Annotated in this window: 21 protein-coding genes; 13 read left to right on the top strand and 8 right to left on the bottom strand. The window is 62.5% G+C overall.

Annotation, left to right across the window (positions count from 1 at the left end; translation table 11 throughout):
* Positions 1 to 50: 50 nt before the first annotated feature.
* The 3 genes from AB4Z20_RS11855 to AB4Z20_RS11845 are packed head-to-tail and all read right to left on the bottom strand — an operon-like array spanning position 51 to position 2,621.
* Positions 51 to 1,100: an alkene reductase gene (locus AB4Z20_RS11855; RefSeq protein ID WP_442089923.1), complete on the bottom strand. Its 1,050-nt coding sequence runs from the start codon at positions 1,098 to 1,100 to the stop codon at positions 51 to 53.
* 33 nt (positions 1,101 to 1,133) lie between these two features.
* Positions 1,134 to 2,300, bottom strand: a complete 1,167-nt coding sequence (locus AB4Z20_RS11850) for an MFS transporter (protein WP_214512133.1) — start codon at positions 2,298 to 2,300, stop codon at positions 1,134 to 1,136.
* Positions 2,301 to 2,318: 18 nt separating this feature from the next.
* Positions 2,319 to 2,621, bottom strand: coding sequence for an ArsR/SmtB family transcription factor (locus AB4Z20_RS11845; protein ID WP_003198672.1), 303 nt, complete (start codon positions 2,619 to 2,621; stop codon positions 2,319 to 2,321).
* 157 nt (positions 2,622 to 2,778) lie between these two features.
* Between AB4Z20_RS11845 and AB4Z20_RS11840 the strand changes: the two genes are divergently transcribed.
* Positions 2,779 to 3,363 (top strand): acyl carrier protein phosphodiesterase, encoded by a 585-nt coding sequence (locus AB4Z20_RS11840; protein ID WP_253472141.1) that lies wholly within the window; start codon positions 2,779 to 2,781, stop codon positions 3,361 to 3,363.
* Positions 3,364 to 3,478: 115 nt separating this feature from the next.
* Here AB4Z20_RS11840 and AB4Z20_RS11835 read toward each other — a convergent pair whose 3' ends face one another.
* Positions 3,479 to 4,273 carry a lysophospholipid acyltransferase family protein gene (locus AB4Z20_RS11835; RefSeq protein WP_253472143.1) on the bottom strand — a complete coding sequence of 265 codons (795 nt, stop codon included), beginning with the start codon at positions 4,271 to 4,273 and terminating at the stop codon, positions 3,479 to 3,481.
* The gene (gene olsB, locus AB4Z20_RS11830) at positions 4,273 to 5,028 is read right to left on the bottom strand and encodes an L-ornithine N(alpha)-acyltransferase (protein ID WP_003198679.1); all 756 of its coding nucleotides are present in this window, start codon (positions 5,026 to 5,028) and stop codon (positions 4,273 to 4,275) included. The genes AB4Z20_RS11835 and olsB overlap by 1 nt, the downstream gene beginning before the upstream one ends.
* A gap of 144 nt (positions 5,029 to 5,172) precedes the next feature.
* Between olsB and AB4Z20_RS11825 the strand changes: the two genes are divergently transcribed.
* The 5 genes from AB4Z20_RS11825 (at position 5,173) to AB4Z20_RS11805 (ending at position 9,568) form a co-directional block, all read left to right on the top strand.
* A complete protein-coding gene (locus AB4Z20_RS11825; protein ID WP_253472145.1) occupies positions 5,173 to 6,045 on the top strand; it encodes an acyl-CoA dehydrogenase family protein in 873 nt (290 codons plus the stop codon).
* A gap of 183 nt (positions 6,046 to 6,228) precedes the next feature.
* A complete protein-coding gene (locus AB4Z20_RS11820; protein ID WP_258690518.1) occupies positions 6,229 to 7,323 on the top strand; it encodes a serine hydrolase domain-containing protein in 1,095 nt (364 codons plus the stop codon).
* The gene (locus tag AB4Z20_RS11815) at positions 7,320 to 7,631 is read left to right on the top strand and encodes an amidase (RefSeq protein WP_442089920.1); all 312 of its coding nucleotides are present in this window, start codon (positions 7,320 to 7,322) and stop codon (positions 7,629 to 7,631) included. The genes AB4Z20_RS11820 and AB4Z20_RS11815 overlap by 4 nt, the downstream gene beginning before the upstream one ends.
* Positions 7,632 to 7,818: 187 nt before the next feature.
* A complete protein-coding gene (locus AB4Z20_RS11810) occupies positions 7,819 to 8,409 on the top strand; it encodes a YceI family protein (RefSeq protein ID WP_214512127.1) in 591 nt (196 codons plus the stop codon).
* A 1-nt stretch (position 8,410) separates the two neighbouring features.
* Positions 8,411 to 9,568 (top strand): phospholipase D-like domain-containing protein, encoded by a 1,158-nt coding sequence (locus tag AB4Z20_RS11805; RefSeq protein WP_258690520.1) that lies wholly within the window; start codon positions 8,411 to 8,413, stop codon positions 9,566 to 9,568.
* Positions 9,569 to 9,700: 132 nt separating this feature from the next.
* Here the strand turns inward: AB4Z20_RS11805 and bglX are convergent, their stop codons facing one another.
* A complete protein-coding gene (gene bglX / locus AB4Z20_RS11800) occupies positions 9,701 to 11,992 on the bottom strand; it encodes a beta-glucosidase BglX (protein ID WP_367861392.1) in 2,292 nt (763 codons plus the stop codon).
* 251 nt (positions 11,993 to 12,243) lie between these two features.
* Here bglX and AB4Z20_RS11795 point away from each other — a divergent pair, with 251 nt between their 5' ends.
* The 6 genes from AB4Z20_RS11795 (at position 12,244) to AB4Z20_RS11770 (ending at position 17,047) form a co-directional block, all read left to right on the top strand.
* Complete coding sequence (locus AB4Z20_RS11795; RefSeq protein WP_003198691.1) at positions 12,244 to 12,852, top strand: LemA family protein; 609 nt, start codon at positions 12,244 to 12,246, stop codon at positions 12,850 to 12,852.
* A 136-nt stretch (positions 12,853 to 12,988) separates the two neighbouring features.
* Positions 12,989 to 13,738 carry a TPM domain-containing protein gene (locus AB4Z20_RS11790; protein WP_442089919.1) on the top strand — a complete coding sequence of 250 codons (750 nt, stop codon included), beginning with the start codon at positions 12,989 to 12,991 and terminating at the stop codon, positions 13,736 to 13,738.
* A gap of 27 nt (positions 13,739 to 13,765) precedes the next feature.
* Positions 13,766 to 14,383 (top strand): TPM domain-containing protein, encoded by a 618-nt coding sequence (locus AB4Z20_RS11785; protein ID WP_253472157.1) that lies wholly within the window; start codon positions 13,766 to 13,768, stop codon positions 14,381 to 14,383.
* A gap of 213 nt (positions 14,384 to 14,596) precedes the next feature.
* Complete coding sequence (locus AB4Z20_RS11780; protein ID WP_320390023.1) at positions 14,597 to 15,814, top strand: class I SAM-dependent methyltransferase; 1,218 nt, start codon at positions 14,597 to 14,599, stop codon at positions 15,812 to 15,814.
* Positions 15,815 to 16,049: 235 nt separating this feature from the next.
* A complete protein-coding gene (locus AB4Z20_RS11775) occupies positions 16,050 to 16,631 on the top strand; it encodes a DJ-1/PfpI family protein (protein ID WP_253472161.1) in 582 nt (193 codons plus the stop codon).
* Between the two features lie 71 nt (positions 16,632 to 16,702).
* Positions 16,703 to 17,047, top strand: coding sequence for a YegP family protein (locus AB4Z20_RS11770; RefSeq protein WP_057449704.1), 345 nt, complete (start codon positions 16,703 to 16,705; stop codon positions 17,045 to 17,047).
* A 213-nt stretch (positions 17,048 to 17,260) separates the two neighbouring features.
* On the opposite strand, the gene AB4Z20_RS11765 is transcribed toward AB4Z20_RS11770, so the two are convergent.
* On the bottom strand, positions 17,261 to 18,280 hold the full coding sequence (locus tag AB4Z20_RS11765) for a DUF4917 family protein (protein ID WP_442089916.1): 1,020 nt from the start codon (positions 18,278 to 18,280) through the stop codon (positions 17,261 to 17,263).
* A 140-nt stretch (positions 18,281 to 18,420) separates the two neighbouring features.
* Between AB4Z20_RS11765 and yiaY the strand changes: the two genes are divergently transcribed.
* On the top strand, positions 18,421 to 19,569 hold the full coding sequence (yiaY, locus tag AB4Z20_RS11760) for an L-threonine dehydrogenase (RefSeq protein WP_253472165.1): 1,149 nt from the start codon (positions 18,421 to 18,423) through the stop codon (positions 19,567 to 19,569).
* Here the strand turns inward: yiaY and AB4Z20_RS11755 are convergent.
* Positions 19,566 to 20,729 carry an MFS transporter gene (locus tag AB4Z20_RS11755; RefSeq protein ID WP_214512118.1) on the bottom strand — a complete coding sequence of 388 codons (1,164 nt, stop codon included), beginning with the start codon at positions 20,727 to 20,729 and terminating at the stop codon, positions 19,566 to 19,568. The genes yiaY and AB4Z20_RS11755 overlap by 4 nt on opposite strands.
* Positions 20,730 to 20,735: the final 6 nt, after the last annotated feature.

The raw sequence follows: 20,735 nt of genomic DNA, 5'->3' as shown, positions 1-20,735 counted from the left end.
AAATAAAAAAGCCCTGGCTCTTTCGAGGCAGGGCTTTTGTTTTTTACGACTTACATCACGGGATAATCGATATAACCCACCGGACCTTTACCATAAAAGGTTTCCGGATGCGCCTCGTTCAACGGTGCATCGGCTTGCAAGCGTGCTGGCAGGTCCGGGTTGGCGATGAACGGCACACCGAAGGCCACGGCATCGGCCTTGCCCTCGGCCAGCCAGGCATTGGCGCTGTCCTTGGTGAAGCGTTCATTGGCGATGTACGGGCCGCCGAAAGCCTGCTTGAGTTGCGGGCCGATGCTGTCGTCGCCTTCCTTCTCACGGGAGCAGATGAAGGCGATGCCACGCTTGCCCAGCTCGCGAGCCACGTAGCTGAAGGTTTCCAGGCGGTTCTCGTCACCCATGTCATGGGAGTCGGCGCGCGGTGCCAGGTGCACGCCAACCCGGCCGGCGCCCCAGACTTCAATGGCCGCGTCGGTCACTTCCAACAGCAGGCGGGCACGGTTTTCCAGGGAACCGCCGTAGCTGTCGGTGCGCTGGTTGGTGCTGCTTTGCAGGAACTGGTCGAGCAGGTAGCCGTTGGCGCCGTGGATTTCCACGCCGTCGAAACCGGCAGCCTTGGCGTTCTCGGCACCGACTCGGTAGGCGTCGACGATGTCGGCGATTTCAGCGGTTTCCAGTGCGCGTGGGGTCGGGTAGTCGGCCAGCGGACGCACCAGGCTCACGTGGCCCTTGGGCTGGATCGCGCTGGGTGCCACCGGGGTTTCGCCGTTCAGGTACGACGGGTGGGAGATCCGGCCCACGTGCCACAGTTGCAGGAAGATCTTGCCGCCAGCGCCGTGGATCGCCTTGGTGACGTTGGACCAGCCGCGCACCTGGTCGTTGGACCAGATGCCCGGGGTGTCCGGATAGCCCACGCCCATCGGCGTGACCGAAGTTGCTTCGCTGAGGATCAGGCCGGCGGAGGCGCGTTGCACGTAGTACTCGGCCATCAGCGCGTTGGGCACGCGACCTGCGTCGGCGCGGCAGCGGGTGAGCGGGGCCATGATGATGCGGTTTTTCAACTCGATGTCGCCGAGTTTGATGGGGTCGAAAATAGTCGCCATGAAAACAACCTCGAAAGTGGAAGGGGTTAAAAGTCAGTGAGTCGCCGGGGCCAGGTCGGCATTGCCGCCCTGGCGGAAAGTGATCAGGGTGACCAGCAGCGCCAGCACGGCCAACGCGCCGGCGGCCAGCGGCACGGAGGTCAGGCCCAGGCCATGGTCGATGACACTGCCGCCGACCCAGGCGCCCAGGGCGTTGCCGATGTTGAAGGCGCCGATGTTCAGGGTGGAGACCAGGTTGGGCGCATCTTTGCCGAAGGTCACCACGTTGACTTGCAGGGCCGGCACGGCGGCGAAGCAGGCGGTGGCCCAGAGGAACAGGGTGATTTCGCTGGGGATCAGCGCCACGCTGGTCCAGCTCAATACGGTGGACACCACGGCCATGGTGAGGAAAACGCCCATCAGCGTGTTCGCCAGGCTCTTGTCCGCCAGCTTGCCGCCGATGATGTTGCCCAGGGTCAGGCCCAGGCCGATCAGCACCAGGGTCCAGGTCACGCCGCGGGGCGATACGCCGGTCACTTCACCCAACAGCGGGGCGACATAGGTGAACAGGGTGAACACCGAGGCGGAGAACAGCGCGGTCATGCTCAGGGACAGCCACAGGCCGGCCCCCTTGAGCGCCATCAGTTCCGAGCGCATATCGAGCGTTTCTTCATCGCGCTTGGCCGGCAGGAAGCGGATCAGGCCGATCAGCGCAATTACGCCAATGACAGTCACTGCCCAGAAGGTCGAACGCCAGCCGGCTTCCTGGCCCAGTGCGGTGCCCAGCGGTACGCCGAGTACGTTGGCCAGGGTCAGGCCGGTGAACATCAAGGCCACGGCTGAAGCGCGCTTGTTGGGCGCCACCAGACCGGCAGCCACCACCGAACCGATACCGAAGAACGCGCCGTGGCACAGGGCCGTGACGACCCGGGCAAACATCAGCACGTTGTAGTCGCTGGCAATGGCGCAGAGCAGGTTGCCGACGATGAAAATCCCCATCAACACCACGAGGGCGGCCTTGCGCGGCAGTCGCGCAGTGGCCAGGGCCATGAACGGCGCACCGATGGCCACGCCCAGGGCGTAGCCGGTCACCAGCCAGCCGGCGCCAGGAATCGACACGCCCAGGTCGGCCGCCACGTCGGGCAACAGGCCCATGATGACGAACTCGGTGGTGCCGATGGCGAAGGCGCTCAGGGCCAGAATCAGGAGTGAGAGGGGCATGATGAGGTCCTTGTCAGGTCAGAGCTCTTGGCTCATTTGCTTGAGGAACTGCTGGATCACTTCCTCGTTGCGCTTGAAGAAGTGCCATTGACCGACCTTCTGGCTGGTGATCAGCCCCGCCCGTTGCAACACCGCCAAATGCGCAGACACCGTCGATTGCGACAGGCCGCAACGCTGGTCGATCTGTCCGGCGCAAATGCCGAATTCGTGGTTGTGCAACTGTTCCGGGAACTGGACCTTGGGGTCTTTGAGCCAGTTGAGGATGTCTCGCCGTACTGGGTGCGCCAGGGCTTTTATTATTTCGTCGAGGTCAAGGGTCATGGGTGGCAAGCTCGGGGTTGATAAAACGCTATATCGCGATGGAGCGAACCTTAAATCGTTATTTCGCGATATACAAATATGGATTTGATCTGAATGCCGAACAAATCGCTATATCGGGTTATAACGATATTGGCGGGGTGGTGCTAAGCTGCGGGCCATGAACTATCTCGCGCACCTGCACCTCGGCGGCCCTGGCCGGGAACAACTGCTCGGCAGTCTCTACGGCGATTTCGTCAAGGGACCGCTGCAAGGGCTCTACGACCCACGGATCGAAGCGGCGATCGCCTTGCATCGGCGCATTGACATGTACACAGACCGCCATCCCTTGGTGGACATCGCCCTGTCGCGCTTTTCCACGGTGCGACGGCGCTATGCCGGAATCGTGCTCGACGTGTTTTTCGACCACTGCCTGGCCCGGGACTGGGCGTTGTACGGCGAAGGGCCGCTGGTGGATTTCACGGCCCGGGTGTACCAGGTGCTCGGCACCGAACCGCAGTTGCCGGGGCGCCTGGCGCACATCGCACCGCATATGGCGGCGGATGACTGGCTGGGGTCTTATCAGGAGTTCGAGGTGCTTGGGCAGGTGCTGCGCGGCATTTCCCGCCGGCTGTCCCGGCCCGAGGAACTGGCCGGGGCGATGCCGGAGCTGATCAGGCTCTATGAGCCGTTGAGCGAGGATTTTCGGTTGTTCTACCCACAGCTGCAGGATTTTGCTCAAAACCAAGTCACGCCGCAGGACTAATTGTGGGAGCGAGCTTGCTCGCGATAGCGGAGTATCAGCCAGCGCATCTGCTGAATGTTAAGCCGCTATCGCGAGCAAGCTCGCTCCCACAAGGGGGGGCTGCGCTGAGATCGGATCAGGCCGCAATCGCAGCAGGTCGCATCGGCGCTTGCTGTTTCTCTGGAAGCACCCCGAACAATGCCTTGTGCACCGCCTGTTGCGCCTGGAATGCCAGTGCCGCGCGTTCCTGGCCGTGGCAGGCAATCGGTTCCAGCAGATGGATTTCCACCTCACCCCGATCATTGGCAAACAAGCGCATCAGGTGCGACAGCAAATCATCATCGCCAATGAACGGTGCCAGCGAATCCGGTTCACCGTTGCGCAGGTAACGGATCGCCACCGGCTGCAACGCGACATCGGCGTCGATGGCCGCTGACAGCAGGCGACCGTGGAAGGTGCGCAAGGTCTGGCCATCGGTGGTGGTCCCTTCGGGGAACATCAACAGCGAATGGGCCTGTTCCAGATGGCGGCTCATCTGCTTGCGGATCAATTGGCTGTCACCCGAACCGCGCCGGATAAACAGGCTGCCGGCCTTGGCTGCCAGCCATCCGGCCACCGGCCAGGTGCGCACTTCGGCCTTGGACAGGAACGACAGCGGCGTGAGCATCCCCAGCAACGGGATGTCGGTCCAGGACACATGGTTGCTGACCCACAGCATCGGCCGTTGCGGCAGGTGACCGTGGACGGTGACTGAAAAGGGCAGGGCACGGCTCAGCCGTGCCATGAAGAACCGCGACCAGCGCTGGCGGCGGACCATCGAGTTGGCGATCCCCAGGCGTTCGAACAGACCGAAGACACTGGCCATGCTCAGGCCCAGCGCCACCACCAGCAATACTCGCGCGATTCGCGCGTACACCCGCAGCCGGCTCATCAGACCGCTGCCTTGAAGTGGCGGGCGTAGCGCGGGCAGAGCTCGTCGCGCTTGAGCAGGATGAACACGTCGGCCACCTGGAAATCCTCGTCCCAGCACGGCTCGCCGCAAATCTTCGCGCCCAGGCGCATGTAGGCCTTGAGCAGCGGTGGCATCTCGGCGATGACGTTGGACGGCACGTCCAGGGTCGGCAAGGGTTTTTTCGGTACGGCTTGCAGGTGTTCGGTGCACAGGTAGCGTTCGCGCAGGCGCTGCATGATCGCCTGGGCCTGGATCCCGCCGTCCTGCATCGGAATGCTCGCGCAGCCCATCAGGTAGCTGTAGCCGCCTTCGTTCAGGACTTCGGCCAGCTCGCCCCAGAGCACCGCGATGGTGCCACCGTTGCGATAGGCCGGGTCGACGCAGGTACGGCCGATTTCCAGGATCGGGCCCTTGAGATGGACCAGGCCGTGGAGGCTGAATTCTTCTTCGCTGTAGAACCGACCCAGGCTGCTGGCGGCCTGGTGGTCGAGCAGGCGAGTGGTTGCCACGAGGCGGCCGGTGTTCAGGTCGCGTACGCCGATGTGGGCGCAGTGAACATCATAGTCATCCATGTCCAGACCCATTTCCGCGCCCTTGAGCTTGGCGTTGAATTCGCCGCTGAAGACGTTGAAACGCAGGGCCTGTGCTTCTTGCAAGGCTTGGGCGCCGATCAGGCGTTCGGCTTGCAGGCGGCGTTCATTGCCGGTGTCGCTGATGCGGGCGATCTGGGTCATAGCGAATCTCCGTGCGGGCTGTTCAGTTGCAGCCAATCGACTTTCTTTATGCAGCCATGTTGTGCAAAGTCAGGCTATGTAGCCCCGGTGTCATCGCCATGAAGCTTTGGTGATGCTTATATGACAGCCCTCGAGGAGCTCCCCATGCCCTGGCACACCCTGATCGAACGCGGCGAGCGCCTGCCCGCCCATCCGGACCTGGCCGAAGGTTATGCCGCGTTGTTGCAACGCCTGGGGCCGGTGACGCCGTTCGAGCTGGCCGTAACCGGAGCGCGGTTGATGGCGACACCGGGGCTGGCGTTCCTGGTGGGGTATCAGGCGGCGCTGCGGGTGCTTTGGCCCAGTGCGCCGCAGAGCCTCGGCGCCTTGTGTGCCACCGAACAGCGCAGCCTGCGCCCGGCGGACATGCAAACCCGCCTCGACGACTTGCGCCTGAGCGGACGCAAGGATTTCGTCACCGCGGGCGATGCCGCCGAGTGGCTGTTGATTGCCGCTCGCTGCGAAGCACCCGGTGAAACGCCACGGCTGAACCTGGCAGTGGCCTATGCGGGCGAGCCCGGCGTGACCCTGGAAAAACTCCCCGCCATTGCCCTGATGCCGGACATCAGCCATGGCCGCGTGCTGCTCGACGGCGCGTTGTGCGAGTTGCTGGCAGGCGACGGTTGGGACGCCTACGTCAAACCGTTCCGCACCCTGGAAGACCTTTATGTGCTCAGCGCGATGACTGCCTGGTTGTATGGCGTCGGGCAGGAATGTGCCTGGCCCCAGGCGTTGCAATTGCGCCTGCTGGCGTTGCTCGCCGGCTGCGCGCAGGTGAGTCGGCATAACCCGTCCAGCGCTGCCGGGCACGTGCTGCTGGGCGGGTTGTTCGCTCAGTTCCAGGGGCTCGACGGCGAACTCAACGTTGCCCTGGCCGCCGGACCTGCGGCGTGGCGCGAGATGTGGACACGGGATAAAGGGGTGATGGAGATTGGAGCGGGGGCGCGGGCCAAGCGGCTGGCCAAGGCGTTGGGCTAGTCCCTCAAGCGACTGCCCCCTGTGGGAGCGAGCTTGCTCGCGATAGCGGAGTGTCAGCTAAGCATATGGCGACTGACAAACCGCCATCGCGAGCAAGCTCGCTCCCACAGGGGAGCACACAAGCCTCGAAACTGTCATCAAGTCTGAATAGGCTCTGAAGGTTCAATCCTGCGAGCCCCGAGCATGTCCAAAGGCTGGTTCCTGATCCCGCTGCTGTTGCTCAACCTGAGCGCCCACGCCGAAGACTGGCCCGGCGAGCAATGGCCAAGTGGCCCGACCCCGAGCGGGCCGGCCATCGAAGCCTTGGAGCGATACGCCTTCCCACCCCGGGACGATGCGAGCCGCGAGGGCATCCGCACCGATGCGCTGCTGGTGATCCAGGACGGTCGGCTGGTCTACGAACGCTACGCCGGGCCGACCACTGCCCAGACCCCGCACCTGACCTGGTCCATCAGCAAAAGCCTGCTGGCGACGGTGTTTGGCGTGGCCTACGGGGAAAAGCTGTTTGGCCTGCAAGACCCGGCCGCCAAGTACTACCCACCACTGAGCCGGCACCCGGGCCTGACCCTGGCCGATCTTTTCCACTGGGCCTCGGGCCTGGATTGGCAGGAAGACTACGAATACGCGCCGCTCAACTCTTCGGTGGTGGCGATGCTCTATACCCGCGGGCGTCATGACATGGCGGCGTTCACTGCGCAGCATGAAAGCGCCAGCCCGCCGGGGCAGGCGTTCCGTTATTCCAGCGGTGACAGCAACTTGCTGGCGGCGGCCTTGAAAACCATCGTCGGCCCGGTGCGCTACCCCGACTTCCCCTGGACGGCCTTGTTCGAGCCCCTCGGTATCCGCCACGCCATCTGGGAAACCGACGCCAGCGGCACGTTCGTGGGATCGTCCTATGCCTACCTCACCGCGCGAGACCTGGCGCGTGTCGGGTTGTTGATGCAACGGGACGGTCGCTGGGGCGAACGGCAACTGCTACCCAAGGCATGGGTCGCGTTCAATCGCCAACCTTTTGCCCACTTCCAGGCCGGCCAGGACGAAGCCGTGCCCGGCGGGCATTGGTGGCTCAACCGCGCCGCCGATCCGGCAATCCAGCCTTGGCCCGATGCGCCGCCGGATACCTTTGCCGCGTTGGGTCATTGGGGCCAGGCGCTGTACGTCATCCCCAGCGCCAAACTGGTGATCGTGCGCTACGGCGACGACCGCGACGGCAGCTATCGCCATAACGAACTGCTCAAGCGCGCCATGGAGGCGTTCACCGGGACGGTGCAGCCATGAAGCGCAGAGTGTTGCTCAGCCTGTTGTCGATGCTGCTCATCGCCCTGTTCACTTGGGTCTGGCTGGAGCGGGTGGCATTGCGGGCCTTCCCCGACATCATCAGCGCCTACACCGCCAAGGAATATTGCTCATGCCGCTATGTGATGGAGCAATCGGCCGACTACTGCCGTGGCTATGTGAAGCAGTCGGTGCCTATCAGCGAATTTCTCGAGACCGCTGAAGCGAAACGCATCACTGTCAGCGGGTTGGGGCGTAGCAACAGCGCGCGGTGGGTGGGGGAGCGGCAGGGGTGTCGGTTGGAGCCCTGAACTAACCGTTGGCAACAAGGCCTTGCTCCCACAGATAAACCCCTTCACCCCAGGAAGCCTTGCTCCCACAGATAAAACCCTTCATCTCAGGTTCTCTGTATTCCTGATCGTTGTTGCAACAGACAGTTTGCAAGCGCCCTCGGCCCGGTTAAGGTTCGCCACAGGTTTATCTACCCTCCGAGTGTGTATGTTCAAGCGGTTTTTCCCTCACGCTGCCGCCAGCTTGCTGCTGGCCTGCGCCGCGCTGCCAGCCCAGGCCGACTGGTACCTGGACGGCGAGTCGTCGCGGCTGTCGTTTATCAGCAGCAAAAACGGCAATGTTTCCGAGGTCCAGCGTTTCCTGGTGCTGCACGGTCAAGTCCAGCCCGAGGGCTTGGCGCGCCTGGAAGTGGAGCTGGAGTCCGTCAACAGCGGCATTCCCCTGCGCGATGAGCGCATGCGGGCCGAGCTGTTCGAGATCAAGCAGTTTGCCGAAGCCACCGTCACCGCCAAGATCGACCTGGCGCCGATCCAGGACCTGGCCAGCGGCGCGCAGTTGGAATTGCGCCTGCCGCTGACGGTGAACCTGCACGGCAAGCAGCACGAATACAACGTCGAACTGCTGGCGACGCGCCTGGACGAACGCCGCTTCCAAGTGGTGACACTGGAACCGGTGGTGCTCAACGCGGCGGATTTCGATCTGGCACCGGGGCTGGAAAAGCTGCGAAACCTGGCCGGGTTGTCGGCCATCAGCCTCTCGGTGCCGGTGAATGCGGTGCTGATCTTCACGGCGCGCTGACATGAGCGGCCCGGTATTTCCCTGGCGTGAAGGCAATCGCTTCGAGCTGTTGATCGATGGCCCGCAGTTCTTCCCGCGCATGCTGGTGGAAATCGCCCGTGCCCAGGAACAGGTCGAGCTGGAACTCTATCTGGTGGAGGCGGGCACATGCGCCGAGGCGATGGTCCAGGCGCTGGTGCAGGCCGCCGAGCGTGGCGTTCGCGTGCGGTGCCTGTTCGATGACTACGGCAGCCTGGCGTTTACCCTGGCCCTGCGCAAGCGTCTGACCGAGGCCGGGGTGGAGTTGCGTTTCTACAATCGCCTGAGCTGGCGTCGCTGGGTGCGCAACCTTTACCGGGATCACCGCAAGCTGCTGTTGGTGGACCAACGCCTGGCCGTGGTCGGCGGCACCGGGGTGACCGATGAATTCTGGAACCCCCTCGACGACCGCAGTGAGTGGCACGAAGTGATGGTGGAAATCGTCGGCCCGCTGGTGCTCGACTGGCAGTTGCTGTTCGACCGCCAGTGGCTCGCCAACCGCCATCGGCGAGCCTGGAAACCGGCGTCCAACTTCGGCTTGCCGCGCCTGCCGCGCGTACCGCCAGTGGGCGAGGGCATGGGTCGGGTGGCGTATGCCGACGCCCGCCAGCATCGCGACATCCTGCAATCGCTGTCGCGGGCATTGAACAGCGGCCAGAAACGCATCTGGATGGCGACGCCGTATTTCCTGCCGACCTGGAACGTGCGCCGTTCCTTGCGCAAGGCCGCCGCCCGCGGCATCGATGTGCGCCTGCTGCTGACCGGCCCGCGCACCGATCATCCGTCCGTGCGCTACGCCGGGCACCGTTACTACCCGCGATTGCTCAAGGCCGGCGTGCAGATTTTCGAATACCAGCCATGTTTCCTGCACCTGAAGATGGTGCTGGTGGACGACTGGGTCAGCATCGGCTCCTGCAACTTCGATCACTGGAACCTGCGCTTCAACCTGGAAGCCAACCTCGAAGCCCTGGATTCCAGGCTCAGCAGTGCAGTGGCGGCCAGTTTCGAGCGGGACTTCACCCAGAGCCTGCAAGTCAGCCTCGACGCCTGGCAGCGCCGGCCATTGTGGAAGCGCTTCAAGCAGCGGCTGTGGGGGTTGGTGGATCGGGTAGTGGTGAACTTGCTGGATCGACGCGGCTAGCCCGAACACCCAGATACAACTGTGGGAGCGAGCTTGCTCGCGATGGCGGTCTGACATTCAACATCTGAGTTGAATGTTAAGCCGCTATCGCGAGCAAGCTCGCTCCCACATGGGGTTTGTGTTGCCTGGGGATCAGAGCAACTCAAAACTCTGCTGCTTCACGTCCTGGGAATCCAGGCCGATCTGCACGTTGAACTTGCCCGGCTCTGCCGCGTACTTGAGTTGGGCATTGAAGAACTTCAGGTCGTCTTCGGTGATGGTGAAGTGGATGACTTTCTTCTCGCCGGCCTTGAGCATCACCTTGCGGAAGTTCTTCAGTTCCTTCACCGGGCGAATGATCGAGCCGGTCACGTCCTGGATGTACAGCTGCACCACGGTTTCGCCGTCCCGCTTGCCGGTGTTTTCCAATGTCACGCTGGCATCGAGCTTACCGGTCTTGTTCAGCGTGGTCGACGACAGGGCCATGTCCGACAGGCTGAACTCGGTGTAGCTCAAGCCGTAACCGAACGGATAGAGCGGGCCGGTGGTGTCATCGAAGTACTGCGAGGTGTAGTTGCCCGGCTTGCCTGGCGTGAATGGCCGGCCGATGCTCAGGTGGTTGTAGTAGGTCGGAATCTGCCCCACCGAGCGTGGGAAGGTGATCGGCAGCTTGCCCGACGGGTTGTAGTCGCCGAACAGCACATCAGCGATGGCGTTGCCGCCTTCGGTGCCGCTGAACCAGGTTTCCAGGATCGCATCGGCCTGCTGCTTCTCGTCCAGCAACGCCAGCGGACGGCCATTCATCAGCACCAGCACCAGCGGTTTGCCGGTGGCCTTCAGGGCCTTGATCAGTTCGCGTTGGCTGGCCGGGATGTTCAGGTCGGTACGGCTCGACGATTCATGGGACATGCCACGGGACTCACCCACGGCGGCCACCACCACATCGGCATCCTTGGCGGCTTTTACCGCTTCGTCGATCAGCACCTGGGCCGGACGCGGGTCGTCTACCACTTCCGGAGCATCGAAGTTGAGGAAGTTCAGGTAGTCGAGCACCTTCTTGTCGCCGGTGATGTTGGCGCCACGGGCGTAGATCAGCTTCGAGTCAGCGCCCAGGGCGCGGGTCATGCCGTCGAACAGGGTGACCGATTGCGCAGGACGCCCGGCCGCGGCCCAACTGCCCATCATGTCGATCGGAGCCTTGGCCAACGGGCCGACCAGGGCGATTTTTGCTGTCTTCTTCAGGGGCAGGGTCTGGTTGCGGTTTTCCAGCAGGACCAGGCTGCGGCGCGCCACGTCACGGGCGTCGGAGCGGTGCATGCGGCTTTCGGCGTAGGTGTCGGCCGGGTCGTCCTCGGCCTTGCCGATGCGCAGGTACGGGTCCTTGAACAGGCCCATGTCGTATTTCGCCGCGAGCACTTCGCGCACCGCGTTGTCGATGTCGCTCTGCTCGATTTCACCGGCCTTGAGCAACCCTGGCAGTTCCTTGCCATAGAGCGAGTCGTTCATGCTCATGTCGATGCCGGCCTTGATCGCTAGTTTCGCCGCTTCGCGACCGTCCTTGGCAACGCCGTGCTTGATCAGTTCGAAAATGGCGCCGTGGTCACTGACCGCCAGGCCCTTGAACCCCCATTCCTTGCGCAGCAGGTCGTTCATCAGCCAGGTGTTGGCCGTGGCCGGCACGCCGTTGATGGAGTTCAGCGCGACCATCACCCCACCGGCCCCGGCGTCGATGGCGGCGCGGTAGGGTGGCAGGTAGTCCTGGTACATTTTCAGCGGACTCATGTCCACGGTGTTGTAGTCCCGGCCGCCTTCCACTGCGCCATACAGGGCGAAGTGCTTGACGCTGGCCATGATGCTGTCGGCCGCGTTGGCGCCGTTGCCCTGGAACGCCTTGACCATCACCCCGGCGATGCGCGACACCAGGTAGGTGTCCTCGCCGAAACCTTCGGAGGTGCGGCCCCAGCGTGGGTCGCGGGAAATATCGACCATCGGCGCAAAGGTGATGTCCAGGCTGTCGGCGGCCGCTTCCTTGGCCGCGATGCGGCCGGAGTGGTAGATCGCGTCCATGTCCCAGCTCGAGGCCAGGGCCAGGGGGATCGGGAAAATCGTGCGGTGGCCGTGGATCACGTCATAGGCGAAGAACATCGGGATCTTCAACCGGCTGCGCATGGCCGCGTCCTGCATCGGACGGTTTTCATCGCGCGTGATGGAGTTGAACGTGCCCCCGATGTTGCCGGCGGCAATTTCCTTGCGAATCATCTCCCGGGGCATTTCCGGGCCGATGCTGATCAGGCGCAATTGGCCGATCTTCTCTTCGAGGGTCATCTGCTTCATCAGGTTGCTGATGAAGGCGTCCTTGTTCTCTATGGGGGCTGGCAGGTTGTCGGCTAATACGGATTGACTGGCCAGACTGACAAACAGGCCCAGCAAACACAGCTTCTTCATGAATAATTTTCTCGCAAGCCTAAAGGGCGGTAATCACGACACGCCGATCAGCCAAAATGTGAGGAGCGGCTATTGTTGTTCAGTTAAATGCAGCACACTTTCGAACCCATTGGGCTGAACTTAGTTTCGCACTGCGCATCTTTTAGCCCATCGACCCGTTTCAATCCAGTGCGGCGGCAGATTATGCCCCAGGCGCCGGTGAGATAGGTGGCCGTGTTTTTCCAATGTCATGCAACGGAGAGCTCCACTCGATGAATCCACGACTGAACCACCTTCGCAGCTTGCCGATGCTGGCCCTGATGCTGCTCACCACGTTGCTGGCCGGTTGCGGCATCAATAACATCCCGACCCTGGACGAACAGGCCAAGGCCGCCTGGGGCCAGGTGCAGAACCAGTACCAGCGCCGCGCCGACCTGATTCCCAACCTGGTGGAAACCGTCAAGGGCTACGCCCAGCACGAGCAGGAAACCCTGACCGCGGTGATTGAAGCGCGGGCCAAGGCGACGTCGATCCAGGTCGATGCCAGCACCCTGGACAACCCGGAAAAACTCAAGCAGTTCCAGCAGGCCCAGGACCAGCTGACCGGCGCGTTGAGCCGGTTGATGGTGGTGTCCGAGCGTTACCCGGACCTCAAGGCCAACCAGAATTTCCTGGCGTTGCAATCGCAGCTTGAAGGCACCGAGAACCGCATCGCCGTGGCCCGCCGCGACTTCATCCTGGCCGTGCAGAAGTACAACACCGAAATTCGCACGTTCCCGGGGCGCCTGTGGCACAGCGTGATGTACAGCGACCTGCCGATCCGCGAAACCTTCGAGGCCACCAGCCCCAATGCCGAAAAAGCCCCTGAAGTGAAGTTCTGAAAAAACTGTGGGAGCGAGCCTGTGGGAGCAAAGCTTGCTCGCGATGAACGATAACGCGGTCATTAGCAAGACCGAGGTGCCTTCATCGCGAGCAAGCTCAGCTCCCACAGCCGCTCGCTCCCACACAGGAGTTCCAATGCGCGTGTTGAAATTTGGCCTGGTGCTGTTGCTCTGGGTGTTTGCCATCACGGCCCAGGCCGAGCTGAAGTTTCCAGCATTGACCGGGCGGGTGGTGGACGCCGCCCAGATGCTCGAACCGTCGGTGCGCGCGCAACTGGAAGCGCAGCTCAAGGCCCATGAACAGGCCACCGGCGAACAGGTAGTGGTGGTCACGCTGGCGGATTTGCAAGGCAGCAGCATCGAAGACTTCGGTTATCAACTGGGGCGCCACTGGGGCATCGGGCAGAAGGATAAAAACAACGGCGCACTGCTGATCGTCGCTCGGGATGACCGTAAACTGCGCATCGAAGTGGGCTACGGCCTGGAGGATCGCCTGACCGATGCGCAGAGTTCGGTGATCATCAACCAGGTGATCACCCCGGCCTTCAAGACCGGCAACTTCAACAAAGGCATCAGCGACGGCGTCGCGGCGATGCTGGTGGTGCTGGGCGGCAGCCCGTTGGACGAGCCGGCACCGGCGTACAGTGCAGACGGGCAGCAAGAGCCGAGTGATTTCGTCGAGCGCCATCCCGGGCTGTTCATCTTTCTGGTGATCCTGTTTATTTTGACGATATGGGTCTGCCAGATGCTCGGTATCCTGCCGACCGGAAGCGGTGGCTCCAGCCGTTCGGGCGGTTCCGGTGGAGGCTTCGGCGGCGGAGGCGGCGGGGGCTTCAGTGGTGGCGGTGGCAGTTTCGGGGGCGGCGGTTCGTCGGGCGGCTGGTGATAATAATAATGAGCAGGCACTTTTAACATGGCATTACTGACTGAACACGAACAACGCAAAGTCGCCGAGGCCATCGCCCGGGTCGAGCGGTATACCGACGCTGAACTGGTCACGGTGCTGGCCGCCCGTGCCGACGACTACGCCTATATCCCGCTGTTATGGGCCAGCCTGCTGGCCCTGGTGGTGCCCGGTGTGGTCCATTACCTCTCCGGTTGGTTGACGATGCACAGCCTGTTGCTGGTGCAGTGGGTCAGTTTCATTGTGCTGTGCCTGGTGTTTCGCATCCCCAGGATCACCACGCACCTGATCCCCCGTTCCGTGCGTCACTGGCGGGCCTCCAACCTGGCGCGCCGGCAATTCCTCGAACAGAACCTGCACCACACGGTGGGCAGCACGGGGATACTGATCTTTGTCTGCGAGGCTGAGCGGTACGTGGAAATCCTGGTGGACGAAGGCATTTCCAAGCGCCTGGACAACAAATGCTGGGATGCCATCGTCGCAGCGTTCACCCAGCAAGTTCGCCAGGGGCAGACCTTGCAGGGTTTCGTGACCTGCATCGAAGCGTGCGGCGAATTGCTCAAGGAGCACGTGCCCGTGACCCAGGAACGCAATGAACTGCCAAATCGGTTGGTGGTGCTGGGCTGAAAATTCGCTGCCAGCACAAGCCTGTGGGAGCAAAGCTTGCTCGCGATGAACGATAACGCGGTGAGCCTGCACTATCGCGGCGTATTCATCGCGGGCAAGCCTTGCTCCCACAGAGGCTACTGCTTGCCACACGAACTTTTCCGTGCCCTCGCTGCCCATCCCCCCTAAAATACCCGCCATTCCCGATTTGCCCCGCCCCGAGGCCGTTTTTTCATGTCTGCCACCGCAACGCCCGTCCGTCCCGCGCCGGATCACCACGCCCAGTTCATCGAGCTGCTGCGCACCAGCCTTGAACAGAACGCTTTCATCAAACTGGTGCTGGCCAAGTACGTGGGTGAAGAAGCGGACCTCCAGCGGCTGATCATCAAGCAGCTGACGGTCAAGGATCAGCCGTGCCTGTCCTTCGTCTACCGCTACAAGACCCGCGACATCACCAAGAATTTCCCTGTGGCCGAAGGGGTGGAAACCATTGCTGCGCTGTTGCCGGCATCGTTCAAGAACGCGCATTTGCTGGCGGTCACCGACGAGGCGCAGCTGGAGTACAGCAAGAAGGGCAAGAGCTCGCTGTTCAAGAGCCAGCCCCAGCAACTGCGAGAAGTGCCATCTGCCGAGCACAACCGCGAGAAAAATCGCTTTCTCGACCTGAGCCGGCCATTTTTGGCCGACCTGGGCGTGACCAACCACAAGCACGAGCTGATTCCGGCGATGTCGCGCAAGTGGAAGCAGATCAACAAGTTCATCGAGGTCTTCAGCCATGCGCTGACGTCTTCGCCGCTGGCCCTGGACAAACCGGTGCGGGTCTCGGATTTCGGTTCGGGCAAAGGCTACCTGACGTTTGCCATCCACGATTACCTGCGCAACACCTTGCAGGCCGAAGGCGTGGTGACCGGTGTCGAGCTGCGCGAAGACATGGTCAAGCTGTGCAACGAAGCCGCCGCGCGCCTGGAACACCCGGGCCTGAGTTTTCAGCACGGTGACGTGCGCAGCGTGGCGCCGAGCGCGGTGGATGTGATGATCGCCTTGCACGCCTGCGACATCGCCACCGACTACGCGATCCACATGGGCATTCGCTCGGGCGCCTCGATCATCATGTGCTCGCCGTGCTGCCACAAGCAGATCCGCTTGCAGATCCAGAGCCCGGCCTTGCTCAAGCCGATGCTGCAATACGGCCTGCACCTTGGCCAGCAGGCGGAAATGGTCACCGACAGCTTGCGGGCGCTGTTCCTGGAAGCTTGCGGCTACGAGACCAAGGTCTTCGAGTTCATCTCCCTGGACCACACCAACAAGAACAAGATGATCCTGGCCGTCAAACGCGCCGATCCGGTGGACCCCACCGAGCTGCTGGCCAAGATCCAGGAGCTCAAGGCCTTCTACCACGTTACCGAGCACTGCCTCGAAACGCTGCTACGGGCCGATGGTTACCTCGCCTGAGGCTGGTGCCCCAAATACTGTGGGAGCAAAGCTTGCTCGCGATAAGGGCGACACGGTTTAACGGCTAGAACCGCGTCATCGTTCATCGCGAGCAAGCTTTGCTCCCACAGGACTCGCTCCCACAAGGGCTGAGGTGCATCCCGTCAGGTAATCAGCGCTTATCCCTCATCTACCGACGTAGCGGGCTACCTTTAATGCGTTAACCACTCACGCATCCCCCAAAGGAGCCCTTCCCATGGCCGCGAAGAAAATCCTCATGCTGGTCGGCGATTACGTCGAAGATTATGAAGTCATGGTGCCGTTCCAGGCCCTGCAGATGGTCGGCCACACCGTGCACGCCGTGTGCCCGGACAAAACCGCTGGACAGACGGTGCGCACGGCGATCCACGATTTCGAAGGCGACCAGACCTACAGTGAAAAACCGGGGCACTTGTTTGCCCTCAACCATGACTTTGCCAACGTCCAGGCCGCCGACTACGACGCGCTGCTGGTGCCGGGTGGGCGAGCGCCGGAATACCTGCGCCTGAACGAAGCGGTCCTGCAACTGGTGCGCGATTTCGATCTGGCGGGCAAGCCGATTGCCGCGGTGTGCCATGGTGCGCAATTGCTGGCGGCGGCGGGCATCCTCGAAGGGCGTGAATGCAGCGCCTACCCGGCGTGTGCGCCGGAAGTGCGGCTGGCGGGCGGGACCTATATCGACATTCCCGTGACCCAAGGCCATGTCCAGGGCAACCTCGCAACCGCACCGGCCTGGCCTGCGCATCCGAATTGGCTGGCGGGGTTCCTGACCCTGCTGGGCACGGCGATCACTTTGTAGTAACGCACTGGCAAGGCAAGCGCGGCGGGTCTTTACTCTCGGAGCATGTCTTCATTGCCAGGAGAAAAATCATGTCCGGATGGTACGAAATCAGCAAAAGCAGCAGTGGCCAGTTTCGGTTTGTACTCAAGGCGGCCAACGCCGAGACAATCTTGACCAGTGAGCTGTACACCACCCGCAGCGGTGTCGACGGTGGCATTGCTTCGGTGCAGAAAAACAGTCCGTTGGCCGAGCGTTATGAACTCAAGAACACCAAGGACGGCCATCCGTATTTCAACCTCAAGGCGGCCAACCATGAAGTGATTGGCAGCAGTGAGGCTTATTCATCGGACGCGGCCCGGGACAAAGGCATCGCCAGCGTCAAGGCCAACGGACCGACGACGGTCATCAAGGACAAGACCGTGGCTGCGCTCTGAACCCATCCCTATGGGAGCGAGCCTGCTGTAACGAGTGGGCTTTTGTGGCGAGGGAGCTTGCTCCCGCTGGACCGCGAAGCGGTCCCCATCGGTTCCAAGGCCAGGCAGCAGGCTCACAAAATGACGACTGCTGCGCAGCCGAGCGGGAGCAAGCTCCCTCGCCACAGTCATGCGCTGACCTGGCATTGAGTTTCCAGGTCATGTAGTCCGAGACTAAACCTCCACCGGCACCGACAATTTCGGATCACCCAGCGGGTGGCTCTTCGCGTCGAAGAAGCGCAATTGCACCTCCAGCCCCTGGAATACCTTGGCGTAATGCCGCTTCTGATGCTGGATGAACGCCTGGCTACGGGGATAGATCGAAATCGCCAAGGTTTTCGGTGCGGCCAGGCGCAAGGCTTGCACAATGTGGTTGTCCTGTTCGCCCAGGGCATGGCCGAACAGGCACAGGTTGTCGCCATGCTGCAGCAACTGGTCGTAGCAGAACGACAGGTAATCGCTGCTGCGGATGGTCTTGAGCTTGTCCTGGCTCGGGCCTTCATTGACGAACAGCGGCACATCGTCGAGGGTCTTGATCGTGTTGTTGATGGCGAAACTGCCCAGCAAGGTGCCTTCGGTGGAGGTGAGCTTGCGCGCCGTGCCGTCCTGGTTGCGCACCAGGTGCAGGCCGCCGTGCAGGTACAACAGGCGTGGTTTGTCGGTGGTCGCCTGGCTCAGGTCGAAACTGTGGTCATCGCCGAAGAACAGGTCGCTGATGCTCTCGGGCGCCTGCTGGATCGCCCAGTAGTTGAGCAGGTCGTAGTTGGTGGTGAACACCGTGCGGTAGCGGCCCAGCTCCTGGTTGAGCGCCGCCAGGGTCGACGGTTGCACCAGCCGCCACGGGATATGCACCGCATGCACGGTGTTGATCAGCGCTTCCTTGATCGCGTAATAGCGATTGCGCGGCGCGGCAGAGCTGACGGCCAGGGCCTTGTTGACCCGACTGGTGGTTTTCAGCGCAGCGAGCACCTGTTCGAAACTGCGCGTCTGCATCGCATCGAACACGCTCAGCTCCGACGGGCTCAGGGGTTTTTCCTCGACGGTGCGGGCATTTTCGAACAGCGAGTCATAGCCGAAATCATCCCACACTGCGCGGCTGGCCCCATTGCCCACCAACAGGCCGCTGAAGGCGGTGTCGGCGCGCAAGGCCTCCCAGTCTTCGAGCCGGGTGTCGTATTCCTGGAAATCGGTCATCGCAAGGATCATCTCAAAACGTGGCAAAGGCAGGGCGCGACTTTATCACGACCCAGTCTTGAGCCAGATCAAGATGCGTCATGACTACTCGGTCATTCTGTAGGCCCTGCCGATCCGGCCTCAACCAGGAGCGTGACCCCATGAGCAGCACTTTTTTTATTCCCGCCGTGAACATCATGGGGCTGGGCTGCCTCGATGAAGCGATGATCGCTATCCGCAACTACGGCTTTCGCAAAGCCCTGATCGTCACCGACGCGGGGCTGGCCAAGGCCGGCGTCGCCACCAAGGTGGCCGAGTTGTTGGCGATACAGGACATCGACTCGGTGATTTTCGACGGCGCCAAGCCCAACCCAAGCATCGCCAACGTCGAGCTCGGGCTGGGGCTGCTGAAGGAGAGCCAGTGTGATTTCGTCGTGTCGCTGGGTGGCGGCTCCCCCCACGACTGCGCCAAGGGCATTGCCCTGTGCGCCACCAACGGTGGGCAGATTCGTGATTATGAAGGTGTCGACCGTTCGAGCAAGCCGCAGTTGCCGCTGATCGCCATCAACACCACGGCGGGCACCGCCAGCGAAATGACCCGTTTTTGCATCATCACCGACGAGACACGCCACGTGAAAATGGCGATTGTCGATCGCAACGTCACCCCATTGATGTCGGTGAACGACCCGGCACTGATGGTGGCGATGCCCAAGAGCCTGACGGCCGCCACCGGCATGGATGCACTGACCCACGCGATCGAGGCTTATGTCTCCACCGCCGCCAACCCCATCACCGATGCCTGCGCCCTGAAGGCCATCACCCTGATCAGCAACAACCTGCGCCTGGCCGTGCGTGACGGCAATGACCTGACCGCGCGGGAGAACATGGCCTACGCGCAGTTTCTCGCGGGGATGGCGTTCAACAATGCATCGTTGGGTTTCGTGCATGCGATGGCGCATCAGCTGGGTGGCTTCTACGACCTGCCTCACGGCGTGTGCAACGCGGTGCTGTTGCCTCATGTGCAGAGTTTCAACGCTTCGGTGTGCGCCGTTCGCCTGACCGACGTGGCCAATGCCATGGGCGCCGATACACGCGGTTTCAGCCCGGAAGAGGGGGCCCGGGACGCCATTGCGGCGATCCGCAAACTGGCCCATGACGTGGACATTCCGGCCGGTTTGCGGGACCTGGGCGTACGCCTCAACGACGTACCGGTGCTGGCCGCCAACGCCTTGAAAGACGCCTGCGGCCTGACCAACCCACGGGCGGCGGACCAGCGGCAGATCGAAGAGATTTTCCGTAGCGCGTTTTAAACGACCCGCGGCGGCATGCACTTCACACAGAGCATCGCCGCCGCCCCCAGCAGTGCGCACAACGCCGCCAGCGGCCAGGCCTGTTGGCTCAACAACAGGCTGGCCATGGCACCGATCACCGAGGCCATCAGCTGGTGCAGGAACCCACTCAACGCCATGGCATAAGCGCCGGCCACCGGTGAGCCTTCGTTGGCGAGGGACAGGCTGATGGGGTAGATCAACGACTGGCCAAACACCGCGAAGCAATACGGCAGCCAGAAGAGCAGCGCGATGCTGCTCAAGGTGAGGCTGCCTGCCAGCATGGTCATGCTCCCGCCCAGCACCAGGGCGATGCCCCAGCCCATCATTCGCCGTTGACCGCTACGCAGTACAAAAGCGTTCACCGCCAGCGCCCCAAGCAAGTACGCCGCACTGACCGGCCAGCCCAGCAGGCCGTATTCAATGGGCGACCAGTGGAAGGTCTCCTGCAGGATCAGCGGCGCGGCGGTGTTGAAGGCGACGATCACGCCGTAACCCAGCCCACCGGCCAAGGCCGGCAGCAGGAACGCGCGTTGTCGCAGGATGTGCCCGTAGATGCCCCACGCCGATTGCCCGTTGCCGGCTTGCACCAGCACCGGGAACCTGGCCCGGGACACCGCCGCTGCCATGGCCAGGCTGACGGCACCCAAGCCATGGAAAATCGCCTCCCAGCCAAAAGCGGCCTGGATCAGCGAGCCCAGGTACTGGCCGATACCGAGGGCAATCACAAAGGCGATCGATATCCAGGACAGCGCCTTGGCCAACAGGTCGCCGCTGAAGCTGTCCCGAATCAATACCCGCGCCATCACCGAGATACCGCTGGCGCCGATGCCCTGGATCAACCTGAGCGTCAGGAACGCCTCCACGGTTGTGCCCAGCGGCAGGGCCAGATTGCCCAAACCGTACAACCCCAAGGCCGCCAGCAAGACCGGCTTGCGCCCCAGTCGCTGGCTCAGGCTGCCCCACAGCAACATCGGCAGCGCCATGCCGATCAGGTACACCGACAAACCCCAGGAAACCCGGGACGCATCGGCGCCCAGGTCCCGGGCGATATCGGGCAGGGCCGGCAAGTAGATGCTCATGCCCAGTTGGGCCAGGAAAACGGTGGCGCAGGTGACGATCAGGGTTGTACGGTTCTTCATCGAGCG

It is taken from the genome of Pseudomonas sp. KB_12 (genome assembly GCF_052114545.1).
Taxonomy (GTDB): Bacteria; Pseudomonadota; Gammaproteobacteria; order Pseudomonadales; family Pseudomonadaceae; genus Aquipseudomonas; species Aquipseudomonas brassicacearum.
The sequence above is the reverse complement of the archived record's forward strand: the minus strand, read 5'-3'. Positions and strand labels throughout refer to the sequence as shown.

What these genes read in the sequence shown, in the direction of transcription:
- AB4Z20_RS11835 (WP_253472143.1), bottom strand. Translation starts at nt 4,273, where the DNA reads ATGAGCCGGCTGCGGGTGTACGCGCGAATCGCGCGAGTATTGCTGGTG.
- AB4Z20_RS11810 (WP_214512127.1), top strand. Translation starts at nt 7,819, where the DNA reads ATGTTCAAGCGGTTTTTCCCTCACGCTGCCGCCAGCTTGCTGCTGGCC.
- AB4Z20_RS11820 (WP_258690518.1), top strand. Translation starts at nt 6,229, where the DNA reads ATGTCCAAAGGCTGGTTCCTGATCCCGCTGCTGTTGCTCAACCTGAGC.
- olsB (WP_003198679.1), bottom strand. Translation starts at nt 5,028, where the DNA reads ATGACCCAGATCGCCCGCATCAGCGACACCGGCAATGAACGCCGCCTG.
- yiaY (WP_253472165.1), top strand. Translation starts at nt 18,421, where the DNA reads ATGAGCAGCACTTTTTTTATTCCCGCCGTGAACATCATGGGGCTGGGC.
- AB4Z20_RS11790 (WP_442089919.1), top strand. Translation starts at nt 12,989, where the DNA reads ATGCGCGTGTTGAAATTTGGCCTGGTGCTGTTGCTCTGGGTGTTTGCC.
- AB4Z20_RS11850 (WP_214512133.1), bottom strand. Translation starts at nt 2,300, where the DNA reads ATGCCCCTCTCACTCCTGATTCTGGCCCTGAGCGCCTTCGCCATCGGC.
- AB4Z20_RS11855 (WP_442089923.1), bottom strand. Translation starts at nt 1,100, where the DNA reads ATGGCGACTATTTTCGACCCCATCAAACTCGGCGACATCGAGTTGAAA.
- AB4Z20_RS11770 (WP_057449704.1), top strand. Translation starts at nt 16,703, where the DNA reads ATGTCCGGATGGTACGAAATCAGCAAAAGCAGCAGTGGCCAGTTTCGG.
- AB4Z20_RS11755 (WP_214512118.1), bottom strand. Translation starts at nt 20,729, where the DNA reads ATGAAGAACCGTACAACCCTGATCGTCACCTGCGCCACCGTTTTCCTG.
- AB4Z20_RS11805 (WP_258690520.1), top strand. Translation starts at nt 8,411, where the DNA reads ATGAGCGGCCCGGTATTTCCCTGGCGTGAAGGCAATCGCTTCGAGCTG.
- AB4Z20_RS11825 (WP_253472145.1), top strand. Translation starts at nt 5,173, where the DNA reads ATGCCCTGGCACACCCTGATCGAACGCGGCGAGCGCCTGCCCGCCCAT.
- bglX (WP_367861392.1), bottom strand. Translation starts at nt 11,992, where the DNA reads ATGAAGAAGCTGTGTTTGCTGGGCCTGTTTGTCAGTCTGGCCAGTCAA.
- AB4Z20_RS11840 (WP_253472141.1), top strand. Translation starts at nt 2,779, where the DNA reads ATGAACTATCTCGCGCACCTGCACCTCGGCGGCCCTGGCCGGGAACAA.
- AB4Z20_RS11775 (WP_253472161.1), top strand. Translation starts at nt 16,050, where the DNA reads ATGGCCGCGAAGAAAATCCTCATGCTGGTCGGCGATTACGTCGAAGAT.
- AB4Z20_RS11795 (WP_003198691.1), top strand. Translation starts at nt 12,244, where the DNA reads ATGAATCCACGACTGAACCACCTTCGCAGCTTGCCGATGCTGGCCCTG.
- AB4Z20_RS11785 (WP_253472157.1), top strand. Translation starts at nt 13,766, where the DNA reads ATGGCATTACTGACTGAACACGAACAACGCAAAGTCGCCGAGGCCATC.
- AB4Z20_RS11845 (WP_003198672.1), bottom strand. Translation starts at nt 2,621, where the DNA reads ATGACCCTTGACCTCGACGAAATAATAAAAGCCCTGGCGCACCCAGTA.
- AB4Z20_RS11765 (WP_442089916.1), bottom strand. Translation starts at nt 18,280, where the DNA reads ATGACCGATTTCCAGGAATACGACACCCGGCTCGAAGACTGGGAGGCC.
- AB4Z20_RS11780 (WP_320390023.1), top strand. Translation starts at nt 14,597, where the DNA reads ATGTCTGCCACCGCAACGCCCGTCCGTCCCGCGCCGGATCACCACGCC.
- AB4Z20_RS11815 (WP_442089920.1), top strand. Translation starts at nt 7,320, where the DNA reads ATGAAGCGCAGAGTGTTGCTCAGCCTGTTGTCGATGCTGCTCATCGCC.